The sequence below is a fragment of the Streptomyces sp. NPDC017056 genome, from assembly GCF_044332485.1.
Lineage (GTDB): Bacteria > Actinomycetota > Actinomycetes > Streptomycetales > Streptomycetaceae > Streptomyces.
In genome coordinates this window covers 144,196-160,815 of the sequence record NZ_JBIRPD010000006.1, presented here as the reverse complement: position 1 = coordinate 160,815, position 16,620 = coordinate 144,196, and the positions used below count along the sequence as shown (strand labels likewise).

Sequence of the window (16,620 nt, the reverse complement as noted above, 5' to 3'; positions counted from 1 at the left end):
CCGTCCGCGGGTCAGGCCCTGCGCACCGTCATCGTCGTCCAGGCGCCCACGTGGATGCGGTCGCCCTCGTGGAGGGGGATCGGGACGTAGGGCTGGACCGGGTCCTCGGCGAGGTTGACGGTGGTGCCGTTGGTGGAGTTCTGGTCGACCACGGCCCAGCTGCCGTCGGGCTGCTGCACCAGAAGGGCGTGCTGGTGCGAGACGCCCGGGTCCTCCGGCGGGCGGCCCAGGTCGATGTCGGGGGACTCGCCCGTGCTGTGCCGGCGGCGGCCGATGGCGATCTGGCCGCCGGTGAGCGGTACCTGCTGCTCGGGGGAGTAGGCGGGCAGGTTCAGGCCGGCCGCCTCCGGGCCGCTGCGGCCCATCATGGCCATGAAGTACTCGCGGTCCGGGGCGATCGCCACCACCCAGCCGTCACCGACGACGGGCGGCGGTCCGGGCGGAGCGGCGAGGCCCGGGGCGGGCTGGTTCCACTGCTGCTCGGACTGCGGCTGCTGGTGCGGGCCCGGCTGCTGCGGCGGCTGCCCGAACGGGCCGGGCTGCTGGGGCTGCTGCTGCGGCTCGAACGGGGCCTGCGGCGGAGCCGGTTGTGCGGCTTGCTGCTGCTCGAACGGGGCCTGCTGCTGCTCGTACGGGGCCTGCGGCGGCTGTTGTTGGGGAGGCTGCTGCGGCTCGAACGGGCCCGGCTGCTGCGGCGGGGTCGGCGGGCCCTGCTGCGGGGGCGGGAAGCCGTAGCCTCCCTGGCCGCCCTGGCTGTTGTCGGGGCCGCCCTGCGGGCCCGGCTGCGCGGGCGGCGGGGGCGGGGTCTGGGAGTTGGGCGGGGGCAGCGGCCAGTCGTCGTCGGCCGACCGGGCCGGCGGGCTGGGCTGGGCTGCGGGCGCGCCCTGGGGGCCGGGCTGCTGACCAGGGTGCTGGCCGGGCTGCTGGCCGGGCTGCTGGCCGGGCTGCTGTGTGTGGGGGCCCGGCTGACCAGGCTGGCCGGGTCCGCCCTGCTGCGGGCCCGGCGCCTGCTGGCCCCCCTGAGCGGGCTGACCGAAGGGAGCGGGCTGGCCGAACTGGCCGGACTGCTCGGAGGAGAGCGGCTCGGCGGGACGGTTGATCTGCGACGGGCGGGAGCCCTGGTACTCGTACTGCTGCGGCGGGGTCGGCGGGCCCTGCTGCGGGGGCGGGAAGCCGTAGCCTCCCTGGCCGCCCTGGGGACCCGGTCCACCGTGCGGGCCGGGCGGCGGCGGGGCGTACGAGGTCGCCGAGTGCGTCAGGAAGTTGTAGCGGCACTCCTCGCAGAACGGCGCCATCGCCTCGCGAGGGGTACGGCACTGCGGGCACAGTTCCGGCTGGCCGGTCTGACCGGTCTGACCCGGGCCGGGTGCCGGAGCCTGCGGGCCGGGGCCCTGAGGGGGCGGCGGGAATCCGTAGCCGCCCTGACCGCCCTGACCGCCCTGACCGCCCTGCGGACCGGGGCCGGGCGCGGGAGCCGGCGGGGGGCCGGGCTGACCTGCCGGGCCCTGCGGCGCCGGGGGCCGGCCGGGGAAGCCCTGCCCGCCCTGGGAAGCACCGGGACCGCCGGGGCCGCCGGGACCGCCCGTCTCGCCGGGGCCGCCCTGGGGGCCGTGGGCGCCCTGCGGAGCGGGGGGCGGCGGAGCCTGCTGGCCGGGCGGCGGTGTGTTGAGGAAACCCGCGGGCAGGGAGGGCGGCGGGGGAACAGCGCCCGCCATCCGGTGGCCGCACACCTCGCACCAGTCTTCGGCCACCGACTGATGGCCGTTCGGGCAGGTCGGCATGTCGGATCTTCCCCCTCAGTACCGATTTTGTTCGGTAGTACGTCTGGATTGTTATTTCTTGACGCGAACTGTCTTGGTCGAGCGCGTTTCGAGCGTCATCTCGTCCGCCTCCGTGACCTTCGCCTTCAGTCGCACAGTACCGGTCGCCGCATCGACGACGTCCACCACCTTCGCAAGCAGTTTCGCAGTCTCCTCGTTCCCGGACGCGCTCGCCAGTTGTACGGCCCGCCCCAGCTTGGCGGTGGCGCCGCCCGCATCGCCCGACTTGCGGGCATCCAGCCCTTGTCGGATGACCTGGGCCAGTTCGGCCTGCCCCGTGTAGTGGGCAACCTGGGGATTAATAGACGTAGAAACGGCCATATCGTCCGTCCAGACCGCCCGTACGAGACCCTGGGCCAGCGTCCGTACGCTGTCTCCGCCGGGCTCCGGGAGGACGAGCGAGACCCGCGCGGCCAGCATCTCCTGGCCGACGCCGGCCGCCGGAACGCGTACGCAAATGTGGTAGTCGCGGGACTCGTCGCCCCAGGAACCTGTCGGATAGTCGCCGGTGCGCGGGCCGGATTCGGTACGTCGGGCGGTCAAGTCCGCCACCGTCGGCGCCACTTGCTTCACGAATGCGACGTGCGCACCCTGCGGTGTCCACAGCCGCAGACCGACGTCCGCCACCTCTTTGCCCATCGCGGCCTCCATCATCCGCGTGAAGTCGGCGGCCAGCCCGGCCGGGTCGGCCACGATGTCGGCCGTGCCGAGCAGCGCGGAGGCGATGCCGGTGACCTCTTCGACCTCCCAGTCCGTGCCGACGCCCCGGGCGTCGCACGTGAAGCGCCCGGCGCAGGCGTCGAGCGTGGCGCGCAGGTCCCGGGGCGACTCGTGTTCGTTGCGCCCGTCGGTGAGCAGGATGCCGTGCCGGATGCCGACGTCCGCCTCGGCCAGCAGCCGGTCGGCCAGCCGCAGCCAGGTGCCGATGGCGGTGCCGCCGCCCGCGCTCAGTTTGCGCAGCGCCGCCTTGGCGTGGGCGCGGGTGGCCGGGCCCGCGGTGGCCAGCCGGCCGCCGCCGGGGTAGACCTCGGCGGCTTGGTGCGTACCGGCGACCACCGCGAAGGCGACGCCGTCGCGCACGGTGTCGACCGCGGCGGCGGTCGCGTCGCGCGCGTTGCGCATCTTGGTGGGCGGGTAGTCCATCGAGCCGGAGCAGTCCACCATGATCACGACACCCGCGTGCCGGGCGGCTCCGGCGTCCCGGGGGGCGCGTGCGGCCCCCGGCGCGCCCGGGTCCGTACCGGCGGCGGGCAGCGGCAGGCCGCCGCTGGTGCCGCCGCCGGTCGCGGTGACGGTCACGATGGCGTTCACCTCGCGCCCGTCCTCCGGCAGGTACTCGTTCTGGTACACCTCGGCGGAGAACCGCGGGACGCTGGACTTGGCGAAATTGGCCATCTGTTCCGCTCCTTCGTTCCGCCGTGCGAGGCTCCGCCGCGGAGTCCTCGAAGCGGTGAAGAGACACATGGGCGGGCGGAAGTCCCGGTGGTCGTCCCCCCGTTGGCGCCGTGCTCCCGGTGGTCGGGCGGTTCGTGAGGTGCGGGAGATGCTCGTGGGTCGGCGGGCGGCCGGCAGCGGGCTGCCGGCCGTGGGTGCTCAGGCCGATCCTGCCCCTCCCCGGGGCGCCGGGAACGGCACCACCGCCACCGTTACGTTGTCGTGGCCCCCGCCGGCGAGCGCGTGGGCGACCAGGGTCCGTGCGCTGTGCAGCGGCCGGGCGTGGGCGTCGGCCGGCAGTACCGCCGCCAGCTGCGCGGCGGCTTCGGCGTAGTTCCACAGCCCGTCCGTGCACACCACCACTACACCCGGTCCGTCGGGCTTGAAGGAAGCGGTGTGCGGCTCCAGTTCGTAGGCGTCCGCGCCGAGCCAGCCCGTGATGGCGTGCGCACGGTCGTCCGCGTACGCCTCGGCCTCGGACATCAGGTTGTTGGCGACCATCTGCGCCGCCCAGGAGTCGTCCTCGGTGAGGCGCACGGGGGCCGCGCTGCGGTCGTCGGGGATCCAGTACGCGCGGCTGTCGCCGACCCAGCCGACGACGAGCAGCCCGCCGCCGACCACCGTGCCGACGATGGTGCAGGCGGGGGCGTTCTGCTGGCGGTACGGGTCGTGCTGCTGCGCCTGCCGGGGTTCGGCGGCCAGGGCGTTGACGGCCTTGGCGGCGGCGATGATCGCGTCGTGCATCGCCCGCTGCGGGTGGGTGCCGACGGGCAGGGCGGCCAGCAGGGACCGGGCCGCGGTGCCGGAAGCGGCGGCGGACGCGTCGTCGGGGCGGGTGGCGGAGGAGACGCCGTCGCAGACCACGGCGAGCACGGCGGGCGACCCGTCGGGCAGCGCCGCGCCGGCGACCGCGAAGAAGTCCTCGTTGCGGTGGTGGCGGTGGCCGCGGTCGCTGACCGCCGCCACGCCCGGCAGTTCCTGCTCCATGTGGTCGCGCTCGCGTGGCTGGGCGTGGCCGCAGTTCTCGCAGTAGCCGTCCCCGGCGACCGCGCCCGCGTGGCAGGCCGCGCAGAGCCGGGTGCCCTGGGCGGGGGTCTGGTGTTCGGGGGAGGCGGGGGGTGTGGTGTCCATGGGGACGGTGGGTTCGGCGGGGGCGCCGGGAGGCGTGGGAGCGGGGGCCGGCGGGCCCGCGGGGGCTGCCGGACGCTCCGCCGGCTGTGCCGGTCCCGTCGGCCGCGCGGGGTCCAGGGGGCCGGTCGGCCCGCCGCGCTCTTCGGGGCTCGGGGAGCCGGAGCCGGACTCGTTCATGTTCATGGTGCGCTCCGCTGCCTGGGCGGCGACGTCGTAGCCGACGACGCGGGGATCCGGGGTGCCGCCGTGCGGGGCGGGCCCCTCGCCGCGGCCTCCGTACGGGCCGGCGGCGCCATCGGGCGACGCGGCGCCCATGGCCGGGGTGTCGTCCGCGCCGGAGCCGCGATGGGGCGACGGCGGAACGCTCGCCTCCGTATGCGGTATCCGGGACGGGGCGTCGGCCCGCGGCCCTCCGGGAGCGTAACCCGGCGCCGGCACGGGGGCGTGCGGGACGCGCGCGGGGTCGGCCGGGTGTGTGGCACCCGGCGCGTATGCCGGCCCGTTGTGGTGTCCGGCCCCGGCCCCGGCCCCGGCCCCGACCCCGGCGCCGTACGCGGCGTCCGGCCCGTACGGCGGGGCGGGCCGGGCCTCTGGCATCAGGAACGACGCCGGCAAGGTCACCGGCCCAGCCGGGGGCACCGCGCCGGGCGGCGGGCCGGCGGCACGGCCGGGAGCGCCGCCCAGCGGGACGGTGGGGCGGTCACCGGCCCCGCCGGGCCCGGCGGGAACCACGACGTCGGCGCCGCAGAACCCGCAGTAGTTGTCCCCTGGTTCGAGCGGCTCGTCGCAGCTCGCACACCGGGACGGCCCTGTCACACCCATGTCACACCCACGTCCTGGGGCGGAAGCGGTTGGCCCGTTCCACCAGCTCGATCCTTTCCTCGCCGCGCTGCGCCAGCCGTGCGAGCAGTCTGAACGACCGCTCCAGGCCGAAGCGCAGGCCGCGTTCGTCCAGTGCGCTGCCGAGCAGCACGGGCCGGCCGGCGGTGCCGCCGGCGCCGGGCTCCGGAGCGCCGGACGGCGCCGTGCCCGCACGCTGCCCGGCACCTCGGCTACCGGAGAGTACCCAGTCGAGGGCACAGCCCAGTACTTCGGTCGTCAGTTGTTCCCGGCGCTCGGCGTCGAGACCGGTCTCCGTCAGCCGCTCGACCTGCCCGGCCGCCGCCCGCAGGTCCGCCAGCAGGGGGTCCAGCGCGGAGCGCTGCCGCAGCCGGGCGCGGACCGCGGCGATGCGCGCGGCGGTGTAGTGAATGGAGGATTCCGGTACGGATTCCAGGGCGGCCACCGCGCCGGACCGGTCACCGGCCGCCAGCCGCACCCGGGCCAGCCCGAACGCCGCGCTCACGTAGCCGTGGTCGCAGGCCCACACCAGCCGGTAGTACTCCGCCGCGTTGTCCAACTGGCCCAGCACCTCCGCGCAGACGCCGAGCGCCAGCTTCGGCGCGGGCTCGCCGGGAAAGGCGTCGTACATCGCGTCGAAGGACAGTGCCGCCGTCTCGTGGTCGCCGTTGGTCAGGGCCACCAGTCCGCGGTACCAGACCACCCGCCAGTCGCCCGACCACTCCTGGCCTGGTTCGGTCTCTATGGCGCGCAGTTCGCGCTGGGCGGCCTCGCCGTCGCCCATCTCCAGGCGGGCGCGCAGTTCGCGCAGCCGGGTTTCTATGGTGTCGGCGGGTGCCGCGCGCAGCGCGCCGAGCAGTTCGGCGGGCGCGGCGGCCAGCAGCCCGGCCAGGAAACCCGCGTTGGGGTCGGCGGGGTCGACGCGCGGTACGGGCAGGGCCAGTACGGCGAGGCCGGTGTCGAGCGGGCGCAGCGCGGGCGCGCCGCGCACGCCGGCGGCCGGTACGGGAGCGGGCCCGGTCGCCGGGTGTGGGCCCGTGCCGGAGGTGACCTCGTAGGCGACCTGGGCGGGGACGGCGGGCTGCGGGCCCGCGCCGGCCGGGGCCGCGACCGGCCCCACGGCGCCGCCCGGAGCACCGGAACGGGACGTTCCGCCGATGCCGCCCGGCGCGCCGATGCCGGTGGCCGGACCGACCACCGCCTTGCCGGCGCCCCGGCCCGCCCGTGCACCGCGCCCCGCGAGGAGCCGCCCGGCAGCTGCCGCGCGTGCCCCCAGCAGCGACGTGTCGCCCTCGGCGCGCGGCACCACCTCCGTGTCCACGACGCGCAGCTCGGGCCCGAACAGCGTGGACAGCGCGGGCCGCTGCTCGCCCGTCTGGAGCGCCACGACCTCCCGCAGCACGCCCGTCAGCTGCTCGGCCATCTCCTCCGCCGAGGAGAACCGCCGGGCCGGGTCGGGGTCGGTGGCCCGTACCAGGAGGCGGTAGAAGGACTCGTACGTACGGAAGACCTCGATGTTGTCGGGGTCGGGCAGGGAGTCCACGAAGACGTTCGTGTAGCCCTGGAAGTCGAAGGTGAGCACGGCCAGGGTGCGCGCGACCGTGTACAGGTCGGAGGCGACGGACGGGCCCAGCTCGGCGACCTCGGGCGCCTGGTAGCCGATCGTGCCGTAGATGGCGCTCTCGTCGTCGTCCATCCTGCGGACCGCGCCCATGTCGATCAGCTTGAGCTGGTCGTGCTGCTGGATCGCGTTGTCGACCTTGAAGTCGCAGTACAGGAGGTTGCGGCTGTGCAGGTGGCCGAGCGCTTCCAGGGCCTCGATGCCGTACGCGCACGCCTGCGCGACCGGCAGCGGGTCGCGGCGGCCGTTCGCCGTGCGGCGTTCGTTGGCGATGTCCTTGAGGGACTTGCCGCCGACGTACTCCATGACGATGTAGCCGTCCAGGCTGCCCGTCGCGCGGTCCAGGTGCTCGACGAAGTTGTAGATCCGGACGATGTTGGAGTGTTCGATCTCGGCGAGGAAGCGGCGCTCGGACGCGGCCGCCGCGAGCGCCTCCTCGTCGCCGGTGTCCAGCAGGCCCTTGAGCACCACCCAGCGGTCGGATACCGCGCGGTCGACGGCCAGGTAGATCCAGCCCAGGCCGCCGTGCGCCAGGCAGCCGACGACCTCGTAGCTGCCGTGCACCACGTCGCCGGGGCGCAGCTTGGGCACGAAGCTGTACGGGTGGCCGCACTTGGTGCAGAAACCTTCCGTACGGCCCGGCCGGTCGCCGCGCGCCCGTCCCACCGGAGCCCCGCAGTCGCCGCGGCTGCAGAACCGCTTGCGCTCGGGCACCTCCGGGTTCTCCAGGACGGCGTGGCGCGGATCGGGACGCGGCACCTCCGGCACCGACACCAGCCCGGCGCCCAGCCGCCCGCGCGCCGCTCCCGAGCCGCTGCCGCGGCCCGAGCTGCTGCGTACCGATACGGACATCGCGCGGGTCGCGGCGCCGGGCAGCGAGCGGGAGAGACGGCCGGAGACGGAGCGCCGCGAGGTCGAGGAGCGGGCCGAGGCGGAGGTACGGCCTCCGGACCCTGAGCCGCGGTCCCCGGCGGAACCCCCGGAAGCGGGCCCTCCGGACGCCGGGGTACGGCCCCCGGCCGTGCCGCCCGGCCCGGCAGCCGATCCGGACCCGCCGGACCCCACGGCCCCCGCGCCCCGCCGCGCCGCCGTCACCCCCGTGCCGGACGGCCCCACCATCCCGTCCGGCGAGACGACCGGCGCCAGCCCGCACGTGTCGCAGTACAGCTCGCCGCCGCCGACGTCCTCGTACGTGCCGGGGCAGTCCCGCCGCTGGCACGGGCCGCCGGTCCGCTCCTCGCTCATGCTTCCCCCTGTGGTCCGTCCGCGGGCCCGCCGTCCGGCTGCTGCGGCAGCAGCGCCTCGGCCACCGCCTGCTGGTAGCGCAGCACCGCCTGTTCGGCCGCCCGCAGGTCGCACGGCGCGCTCCACAGCATCCGGCGCGCGACGTCGTACCGCTCGGCCGGCAGCGGGTCCTCGGCCAGCCCGAGCCGCGCGGCCTTCGCCTTGTACGCGTCCAGGCGCCCGCGCAGTTCGGCACGTACCGCCAGCGGGGCCGTGACCGCCGTCAACGACTCGCGGGCCCGGTGCAGTTCGTCCTCGGCGCGCTGCTCCAGGCTGTCCAGCAGCGGCGAGAGGCGGTGCCACTGGGCGTGCCTGCGGTACTCGGCGGCGGTGCCGAGCTGCTCGTGCAGCGCCGTGGGCGGGCCGCTGACGGCCGGCACCTCGGAGGCGGCGATCTTCGCGAGGACCTCGCCGCGGGCCTGCCGCGCCTCGGTGAGCGTACGGTCGGCGCGGGAGAGCACGTCGCGCAGCCGCATCAGGCGGCGCTCGGCGTCCTGCCGTACGTCCAGCACCGCTTCGATCTCCCGCCGGATGTCCTCCAGGGCGCGCGCCGCCCGGTCGTAGCGGGCGGTGTCCGGGCGGCCGCCGCCCGGCGCCGCGCTGCGGTCGGCGTCCGGGACCCAGAAGGCCAGCGGGTCGGACACCACCTGGGCGCGCAGCTGTGTCAGCTCGTACGTGATCCGCTCCAGGTCGTCGCCGGCCGGGTGTTCTCCGGGGCGTACGCCCACCGAACGCGCCAGGGACAGCGTGCGCCGCAGTTCGGCGGCGAGCAGGTCTATGCGCGCGGGCAGCGCGGACCAGACGGCGTCGGCGGCGACGATGACGTCCAGCGCCGCCGCGTACAGGCCGTTCATCCGCTCGACCAGTTCCTCCAGGCTGAACTGCTCGCTCAGCCTGGCGGGCCCGCCGGTCCCGGCCGTGGCACCGCCGACGGCGGCGCCGGACACCGTGACGCGGCTGCCGCGGAGCAGCTCGGTCAGTTCGGCCAGGTCGTCGGGGGACGGCCAGCGGCGGCGTGCGCGCAGCTCGCGGGCGGTGGTGAGCGCTTCCGTATACGCGTCGAAGTGCGCCCACAGGACGGTGATGGACTGTTCGGTGGCGGCCCAGCGGTCCTTGGTCGTGCCGGTGAGTGCGGCGCCTTCCAGGAGCCGGCGTCCCGCGTGGTCCTGCAGGGCGAGCAGCGACGTCTCGATCGCCTCGTACTCGGCACCGAGCCGTCCCAGGGCGCGGTCCACCTCCTCCCGGCCCATCACCGGGTCTTCGGGCCTCCCCGGGGAACCGGGGAAGGGTCCAGGGACCCCCATCGATCACCTCTCCAATGTGCGTGTGGTGCGCGGCGGTTGTCACGGTCGTCACGGCTGTCGTGGTGCTGCGGCGCGGTGGTGGCGCGCCCCGGCGCCGTGGCGGCCCCTCCCATGTGCCGTCCCCTGCCCCCTTCCCTGCGGCCCTGCTCCCGCGGTCCTCCTTCCATAGTTACGCGACCGGCGGGCGAACACCTGGTTCCGGCGGCCCCTTCGGCCGCCGGCCCGCGGCGTACCGGTGCGGGCGCCCGCACCGGATCAGTCGCTGTACTGGGGCTCGGGCGCCTCGGATATGCCCGGCAGGTCGGCCTGGAGCCACTTCTTGTACGCGGCCATCCACCGGCTTCCGCTGCCGCCGCCGCGGTAGTCCTCCAGCACCTTGTTGACCCGCCGCACCAGGTCGGTGTCGGCGCGGTTGACCGCCACGCCGTACGACTCGTCGGTGAACGGCTTGCCCTTGAGCTCCACCGTCGGGTCCTGCGCGGCCTGGGCCGCGGCCAGGGCGCTGTCCGTCACGACCGCGTCGGCCTCGCCGAGCTGGAGCCGCACCAGGCAGTCGAGCTGGTTCGGTACGGTCACGACCTCGGCGCCGTGCCGCTGCTCGGCCAGCTTGGCTTCCCCGGTCGAACCGGCCGCCGTACAGACGCGCTTGCCCTTGAGCGTGTCGTCGAACGCCTCGACCGACGAGTTCCTGGGCGCCAGCACCTGCTGGCCGGCCTCGAAGTAGGCCGTCGAGAAGGCCACCTGGCGCTTGCGGGCGCAGTTGATCGTCATGGTCCGTACGACGAGGTCGACCGTGCGCTTCTGGAGGGAGGGGATGCGCTGGTTGGTGGGGATCGCCAGGAAGGTGATCTTCGGGTTGGCGCCGAGGACGTCCTCGGCGATGGCCCGCACCAGGTCGATGTCGAACCCCTCCAGGTCGCCGGTGGCCGGATTGCGGTAGCCCCAGCGGTACGTGTTCTGGTCGACGCCGACGATCAGCCGTCCGCGCGCCTTGATCCGGTCCACCGCCGGGCCGCCGTCGGCGGAGGGCCGCAGGCTGGCGGCGGCGTTGGCGGGCGTGCAGTCCGCCGCGGTGGCGTCGGCGCGCGTGCTCGACGTCCCGTGGGGCGCGTGTCCGGAGGCCCGGCCGTCACCGCTGTCGCTCAGGACGGGGACGAGGACCGCGGCCGCCGCCGCCATCACGCACACTCCGGCCGTCACCGGGGCCAGCACGGCCCGCAGGTTGCGCAGGCCCCTCGCGCGCTTCGTCATGTCCCCATCACCAGGCCCCATCACCGGTACTCCGAAAGCCTGCGCCCGATACCCAGCACCGCGCCGGTGGCGGCCAGCACGGCCAGCACGGCGGCGCCGGCCGCCAGCCCGGCCAGCGCCCCGCGCCCGGCGTCGGCCGCCTGCCGGAACTCCCGCTGCTCGTGCTCCAGCGCCGTGGCCAGCCGGTCGTTCACCCGGTCGAAGGACTGGCCGGTCGCCCCCGCTGACCCGATCACCTTCTCCAGCGCCCGGTCGTAGTCGCCCTGGTCGTCGGCGGCGCGGGCGGCGGCGTGCCGCGCCTGCCACTCCCGTACGGTCGCGACCGCCTCCCGCACGGGGCGCCGGCCCGCCTCGTCGTCTGCGAGCGCCAGGGCCGCGCCCAGCTTGCTGTCCGCCGCCGCCGCGCCGCTCGTGCCGGGGCCCGCCAGGTCCTTCATGCCGGAGCGGTAGCCGACCTCGTAGAAGTCCTGCTGGTCCTTGGTCACCACGGCGCCGCGCGCGACCAGGGTCAGGTTCTCGTCGCCGCGTGCCTGGAGGGCGTCGATGCGCGCCTCGTTGAGGAGCTTCAGCGACTTGGCACCGTTCTCGTAGGACGTGGTCAGGTTCGAGCGCGCCACGGCGTGGCCGGCCGCCAGCCACAGCAGGACGACGGCCGCGGCGGCCGTGGCGGCCAGCAGGCCGCGGTTGAAGACGCGGTTCGTCCGGCGGTAGTTGCGCCGCTGGGCCCAGCCGAGGGCGCCGAGCGCGACCAGCCCTGCGGCGAGCGCGAGCCAGGGCCACGCCTTCGCGGAGTCGTAGTCCTCGCTGAGCCGGGCCGTCTCGGTCACGTACAAGCCGCGGGCGGCCGGGAGGAGTTCGTCGCGCATCTGCGCGTTGGCGTAGCGCAGGTAGGCGCCGCCGAGGGGCAGGCCCTGCCGGTTGTTGGTGCGGGCCGTCTCTATCAGCCCGGTGTACCGGGGGAGTTGGCTGTTGAGCTTCTCTATCTGGCGGGCTGCGGCATCCGATCCACGGGTGTTCGAGGAAGCCTTGGCCAGCAGCCGGGCGGCCATCGCGATGTCGGATTCGTACCGGTCGCGGGTGGCCTGGGTCTCCTTGCCGCCGGCCAGGAAGCCGCCGGCCGCGGTGGTGTCGGCGTCGGCGAGCGAGCGGTAGATGTCCGCGGCGTCGGCGCTCAGCGGCTGGCTGTGCTCCACCACGTCGCGCGCGGCGGCGGCCCGGTCGCCGACCTGCCAGGCGGTGGCCGCCCCGAACCCCAGGACCAGCAGGGCCAGTACGGCACCGATGATGCGCAGCCGGCCGGGCTCGGTGGTGGCGGCGGCCCGCAGCTGGTCCACGCCGTCGGCCCAGGCCGTACGCCGCCGGGCGGCGGGCGCGGAGCCCGTACCGGAGGCCGCGGGACCGGGCACGGGGGAGCGGCCGGCCGGTGACGACGGCGGCGGCGCAGTGCCGGTCTGCGGGTTGGACACGGAACCTCCCCCTGGTCGCGGACGGCGGCCCGGCCCCCGTGCGACGGGCGCACGGGAACAGATGCACGGCCAGCAGTCAGTATGGCCGCAGGGACTGACAACCACACCGTTATTGCCTGGATCATGTGCGGATCGGGCCCCGTCGAATCCTCCCGCCCGACGGCATCCGTCTTCCCCCGCCTTCCACCACGCGCCCCCGCCGGGCTCGGTTCCCGAAAAGGGCACGGCTGTACGGGTTTGAGGCACCCGGGCGAGAGTTGGGGCCTCGGTGCCAACCGTGCCGCCTACCCGAACTGCCCCCGCAGGCGCGCGTAGGACTCCGCCGCCGCTCCGGCCCGGTCCAGGGCGTGCAGGGCCGCTCCCAGGACCGGCGGTTCCGTGACCACCTGCGGCAACGCCTTCGGGGCACGTTCCGACAGCAGGCGGGTCACCTGGTCGTGGAGGAGCGGGTGCCGGGCCGCCAGGACGCCGCCACCGAGGACCACCGGCACCTCCTCGTCCAGCAGGTCCAGCCGCCCCAGCGCCACCGTCGCCATCAGCGCGATCTCCTCCGCCTGCCGGGCCACCACGGCCCGCGCCACCGCGTCGCCGGACGCGGCCACCGCGAACAGCAGCGGCGTCAGCCCGTAACGCCGCTCGTGCGGGATGCGCTTGAAGTGGAGCGCCTCGATCAGCTCCGGCATCGTCGCCAACCCGAAGTAGGCGGGCACCTCACGGGCCAGCGCGCTCGGTTCGCCGCGGCCGTCGTCGGCCCGCGCCGCCCACCACAGCGTCTCCTCGGCCAGGTGCCCGCCGCCGCCCCAGTCCCCGGATATCCGCCCGATGGACGGGAACCGGGCGGTGCGGCCGCCGTGCCCCAGGCCCACGCAGTTGGTGCCGGCGCCGCACACCACCGCGACGCCGACCGGGTCGCCGGTGTCGGGCAGCCCCGCGCGCAGCAGGGCGAAGGTGTCGTTGGCGACGGTGACCGCGGGGGCCCAGCCGTACGAAGCGATCTCCGCCGCCAGCGCGTCCTCCTCGGCCGGGAGGTCGGCGTTGGCCAGGTAGGCCGCCACCTGCCCCACCGGGCCGGTGACGCCCGCCCGTTCCCGTACCGCGTCCACCAGCACCGCCAGGTCGCCGACCGCCCGCGCCACTCCCACCAGCGGCGGCTGGAAGCCGCCGCCGCGGGCCGTCGCCAGCACCGTACCGTCCGCGCCGACCAGTGCCACGTCGGTCTTGCTGTTGCCCGCGTCGACGGCGAGCGCCGGGTCTCCGGCGTGGGCCGCGGCCTCCGCGCCGCCCCCGTGGGCCGAGCTCAGAGCCACGTGAGGTGCTCCCGGTTGTGCGCGATCAGCGCGTCGGTCAGCCGGTCCGCGTAGGCGATCTGGCCGATGAGGGGATGGGCGAGCAGCGCCTCGAAGACGCGGTCGCGGCCGCCCTTGAGGGCCGCTTCCAGCGCGAGGTGCTCGTACGCCGTCACGTTGGCGACCAGCCCCGAGTACAGCGGTTCCAGCGGCCGGACGGGCAGCGGCGCCGCCCCGCCCGCGCCCACCGTCGCCGGCACCTCGATCACCGCGTCGTCGGGCAGGAACGGCAGCGTCCCGTTGTTCAGCGTGTTCACGACCTGTACGGACCCGGTGTCGCCCAGCAGCGCGGAGGTCAGCGCCACCGCCGCCTCCGAGTAGAACGCGCCGCCCCGCTTGGCCAGCAGCTCCGGCTTCTCGTCCAGCGACGGGTCGCCGTACATCTCCAGCAGCTGCTTCTCGATGGCCGCGACCTCCGCCGCCCGCGACGGCCTGCTCCGCAGCTCCGCCACCACCTCGTCGTGCTGGTAGAAGTAGCGCAGGTAGTACGACGGCACGACGCCGAGCCGGTCCACCAGCTCGCGCGGCATGTGCAGGTCGGCGGCGATGGCCGCGCCGTGCTCGGCGAGCAGCCGGGGGAGCACGTCCTCGCCGTCCAGCCGTACGGCCCGCTCCCACGTCAGGTGGTTCAGCCCGACGTGCTCCAGCTCGATCCGGTCGGGCGTGGTACCGAGCAGCTTGGCGAACTTCCGCTGGAAACCGATGGCCACGTTGCACAGGCCGACCGCCTTGTGGCCGTGCGAGAGCAGCGCGCGGGTGACGATGCCGACCGGGTTGGTGAAGTCCACGATCCAGGCGCCGGGGTTGCGGCGGCGGATGCGCTCCGCGATGTCCAGGACGACCGGCACGGTGCGCAGCGCCTTGGCGAGCCCGCCGGCGCCGGTGGTCTCCTGGCCGACGCAGCCGCAGTCCAGCGGCCACGTCTCGTCCTCGTTGCGGGCCGCCTGCCCGCCGACGCGCAGCTGGAGCAGGACCGCGTCGGCGCCGTCCACGCCGGCGTCGACGTCGGAGGTCCACGTCACCCGGCCAGGGTGCCCCTGCCGGGCGAAGATCCTCCGCGCCAGGCCGCCGACCAGTTCCAGCCGGTCGGCCGCCGGGTCGACCAGGACCAGCTCCGCCAGCGGCAGCACGTCCCGCAGCCGCGCGAAGCCGTCGACGAGTTCGGGGGTGTAGGTCGAGCCTCCGCCGACCACTGCGATTTTGAGGGGCGGGGGCGTTCCCCCGGCGGACGACAGCATGAATCGATCAGCCCTTCACTCCGGTGAGCGTGACGCCTTCGACGAACGCTTTCTGCGCGAAGAAGAAGACGATGATGACGGGGGCCATGACGAGCAGGGTCGCGGCCATGGTCAGGTTCCAGTTGACGTTGTGCGCGCTCTTGAACGATTCGAGTCCGTAACTCAGCGTCCAGGCGGCGGGATTCTGCGCGGCGTAGATCTGCGGCCCGAAGTAGTCGTTCCAGCAATAGAAGAACTGGAACAGCGCGACCGCCGCGATACCCGGCTTCGCCATCGGCACGACGATGCGCAGCACGGTACGGACCTCGCCGCAGCCGTCCACCTTCGCCGACTCGATGTACTCCTGCGGAATGGTCAGCAGGAACTGCCGCAGCAGGAAGATGGAGTACGCGTCGCCGAACGCCATCGGGATGATGAGCGGCCACAGGGAACCGGACAGGTGCAGTTGCTGCGCCCACACCAGGTACATGGGGATCACGATGACCTGCGGCGGCAGCATCATCGTGGAAATCACCAGCATCATCGCCGTACGGCGGCCGCGGAAACGGAACTTCGCGAGCGCGTACGCCACCGGGATCGCCGAGCAGACGGTGAACAGCGTGCCCAGTCCGGCGTACATCAGCGAATTCCGCCACCAGTCCAGGAAACCGGGGGTGGAGAAGACCGTCGCGTAATTCGACCAGTTCCATTCGTGCGGCCACAGTTCGCCGCTCATCGCCTGGTCGTCGCTCATGACGGAGGTCAGGAAGACGAACACGAACGGCAGGACGAAGAAAAGCGCGGCCGCGATGGCGACGGAGTGCACGGCGATCCAGTGCAGCAGCCGCTTGCGGCGCGCCCGGGCCGCCGCGGGTCCCCGGTCGGTGGAGCCGGTACGGGCCGGCGCGGTGCCCGCCCTCAAGGTCGTCGTGGTCATGTCGGTTCAGTCCTCCGCCGAGAGCAGGCCGGCGCGCTTGCGCATCAGCAGGGTGGTCACGGCCATGGCGATCGCGAAGAGCACGAGCGAGAGCACGCACGCCGCGCCGGTGTTGAAGTTCTGGAAGCCGAGCGAGTAGACGAGCTGCGGCACGGTGAGGGTGGAATGGTCGGGGTAGCCGGGCTGGATGAACGTACCGGGGCCGACGTTCACCCCGGAGGCCAGCTTTCCCGCGACCAGCGCCTGCGTGTAGTACTGCATGGTCTGTACGACCCCGGTGACGACCGCGAACAGCACGATCGGCGTGATGGAAGGCCACGTCACGTACCGGAACTTCGCCCAGGGGCCGGCCCCGTCCAGCTCGGCCGCCTCGTACTGCTCGCGCGGCACGTCCAGCAGCGCCGCCATGAAGATCACCATCAGGTCGCCGATGCCCCACAGGGAGAGCACGACCAGCGACGGCTTGGCCCACGCCGCGTCGTTGAACCAGCCGGGCGCCGGGATGCCGACCGCCTCCAGAATCCCGTTGACCGGCCCGGTGCCGGGGTTGAGCAGGAAGACGAAGGCGACCGTCGCGGCAACCGGCGGCGCGAGATACGGCAGGTAGAAGGCGGTACGGAAGAAGCCGACGCCCGACTTGATCTTCGTGACGAGCAGGCCGATACCGAGGCCGAAGACCACGCGCAGCGCGACCATCACCACGACCAGCCACAGCGTGTTCCACAGCGCGGGACCGAACAGCGGCATCTGCTCGAAGACGTACTTCCAGTTCCGCAGGCCGACGAACGACGGCGGCCGGATCTGGTTGTAGTGCATGAACGAGAAATACACGGTGGCGATGAGCGGATAGCCGAAGAAGACGCTGAAACCGACCAGCCAGGGAGAGAGGAAACCGAGCGTCCGCAGCCGCTGGCGGGTGTGCTTGCGGCGCAGCTCGGGGGCTTTGGCGAGGGACATGGCGGGGCTCCG

At 74.3% G+C, this 16,620-nt stretch carries 11 protein-coding genes; all 11 read right to left on the bottom strand.

Annotated elements, in window-relative coordinates:
• Nucleotides 1-11 precede the first annotated feature (11 nt).
• The 11 genes from ACH4OW_RS13225 to ACH4OW_RS13175 all read right to left on the bottom strand — a co-directional run bounded on the left by ACH4OW_RS13225 (nucleotide 12) and on the right by ACH4OW_RS13175 (nucleotide 16,608).
• On the bottom strand, nucleotides 12-1,781 hold the full coding sequence (locus ACH4OW_RS13225; RefSeq protein ID WP_398027375.1) for an FHA domain-containing protein: 1,770 nt from the start codon (nucleotides 1,779-1,781) through the stop codon (nucleotides 12-14).
• A gap of 51 nt (nucleotides 1,782-1,832) precedes the next feature.
• Nucleotides 1,833-3,215, bottom strand: coding sequence for a VWA domain-containing protein (locus ACH4OW_RS13220; RefSeq protein WP_360122692.1), 1,383 nt, complete (start codon nucleotides 3,213-3,215; stop codon nucleotides 1,833-1,835).
• 198 nt (nucleotides 3,216-3,413) lie between these two features.
• Nucleotides 3,414-5,207: a protein phosphatase 2C domain-containing protein gene (locus ACH4OW_RS13215; RefSeq protein WP_398027372.1), complete on the bottom strand. Its 1,794-nt coding sequence runs from the start codon at nucleotides 5,205-5,207 to the stop codon at nucleotides 3,414-3,416.
• A gap of 1 nt (nucleotide 5,208) precedes the next feature.
• Entirely contained in the window at nucleotides 5,209-8,091 is a 2,883-nt protein-coding gene (locus ACH4OW_RS13210) for a tetratricopeptide repeat protein (protein ID WP_398027370.1), read from the bottom strand.
• Complete coding sequence (locus ACH4OW_RS13205; RefSeq protein WP_360122683.1) at nucleotides 8,088-9,434, bottom strand: hypothetical protein; 1,347 nt, start codon at nucleotides 9,432-9,434, stop codon at nucleotides 8,088-8,090. The genes ACH4OW_RS13210 and ACH4OW_RS13205 overlap by 4 nt, the downstream gene beginning before the upstream one ends.
• Before the next feature lie 255 nt (nucleotides 9,435-9,689).
• Nucleotides 9,690-10,685 (bottom strand): glutamate ABC transporter substrate-binding protein, encoded by a 996-nt coding sequence (locus ACH4OW_RS13200; protein ID WP_360122680.1) that lies wholly within the window; start codon nucleotides 10,683-10,685, stop codon nucleotides 9,690-9,692.
• A 20-nt stretch (nucleotides 10,686-10,705) separates the two neighbouring features.
• The gene (locus ACH4OW_RS13195) at nucleotides 10,706-12,151 is read right to left on the bottom strand and encodes a hypothetical protein (protein WP_398027368.1); all 1,446 of its coding nucleotides are present in this window, start codon (nucleotides 12,149-12,151) and stop codon (nucleotides 10,706-10,708) included.
• 284 nt (nucleotides 12,152-12,435) lie between these two features.
• Nucleotides 12,436-13,452: an N-acetylglucosamine kinase gene (locus ACH4OW_RS13190; protein WP_398027657.1), complete on the bottom strand. Its 1,017-nt coding sequence runs from the start codon at nucleotides 13,450-13,452 to the stop codon at nucleotides 12,436-12,438.
• Entirely contained in the window at nucleotides 13,449-14,735 is a 1,287-nt protein-coding gene (locus ACH4OW_RS13185) for a 6-phospho-beta-glucosidase (protein WP_360122677.1), read from the bottom strand. The genes ACH4OW_RS13190 and ACH4OW_RS13185 overlap by 4 nt, the downstream gene beginning before the upstream one ends.
• A gap of 7 nt (nucleotides 14,736-14,742) precedes the next feature.
• Nucleotides 14,743-15,651, bottom strand: coding sequence for a carbohydrate ABC transporter permease (locus ACH4OW_RS13180; protein WP_360122674.1), 909 nt, complete (start codon nucleotides 15,649-15,651; stop codon nucleotides 14,743-14,745).
• 6 nt (nucleotides 15,652-15,657) lie between these two features.
• A complete protein-coding gene (locus ACH4OW_RS13175; protein WP_360122671.1) occupies nucleotides 15,658-16,608 on the bottom strand; it encodes a sugar ABC transporter permease in 951 nt (316 codons plus the stop codon).
• Between the last annotated feature and the right edge of the window lie 12 nt (nucleotides 16,609-16,620).

Excerpts from the sequence above, each read along its gene's own strand:
- ACH4OW_RS13225 (WP_398027375.1), bottom strand. The coding sequence starts at position 1,781 with ATGCCGACCTGCCCGAACGGCCATCAGTCGGTGGCCGAAGACTGGTGC.
- ACH4OW_RS13220 (WP_360122692.1), bottom strand. The coding sequence starts at position 3,215 with ATGGCCAATTTCGCCAAGTCCAGCGTCCCGCGGTTCTCCGCCGAGGTG.
- ACH4OW_RS13215 (WP_398027372.1), bottom strand. The coding sequence starts at position 5,207 with ATGGGTGTGACAGGGCCGTCCCGGTGTGCGAGCTGCGACGAGCCGCTC.
- ACH4OW_RS13210 (WP_398027370.1), bottom strand. The coding sequence starts at position 8,091 with ATGAGCGAGGAGCGGACCGGCGGCCCGTGCCAGCGGCGGGACTGCCCC.
- ACH4OW_RS13205 (WP_360122683.1), bottom strand. The coding sequence starts at position 9,434 with ATGGGGGTCCCTGGACCCTTCCCCGGTTCCCCGGGGAGGCCCGAAGAC.
- ACH4OW_RS13200 (WP_360122680.1), bottom strand. The coding sequence starts at position 10,685 with ATGACGAAGCGCGCGAGGGGCCTGCGCAACCTGCGGGCCGTGCTGGCC.
- ACH4OW_RS13185 (WP_360122677.1), bottom strand. The coding sequence starts at position 14,735 with ATGCTGTCGTCCGCCGGGGGAACGCCCCCGCCCCTCAAAATCGCAGTG.
- ACH4OW_RS13180 (WP_360122674.1), bottom strand. The coding sequence starts at position 15,651 with ATGACCACGACGACCTTGAGGGCGGGCACCGCGCCGGCCCGTACCGGC.
- ACH4OW_RS13175 (WP_360122671.1), bottom strand. The coding sequence starts at position 16,608 with ATGTCCCTCGCCAAAGCCCCCGAGCTGCGCCGCAAGCACACCCGCCAG.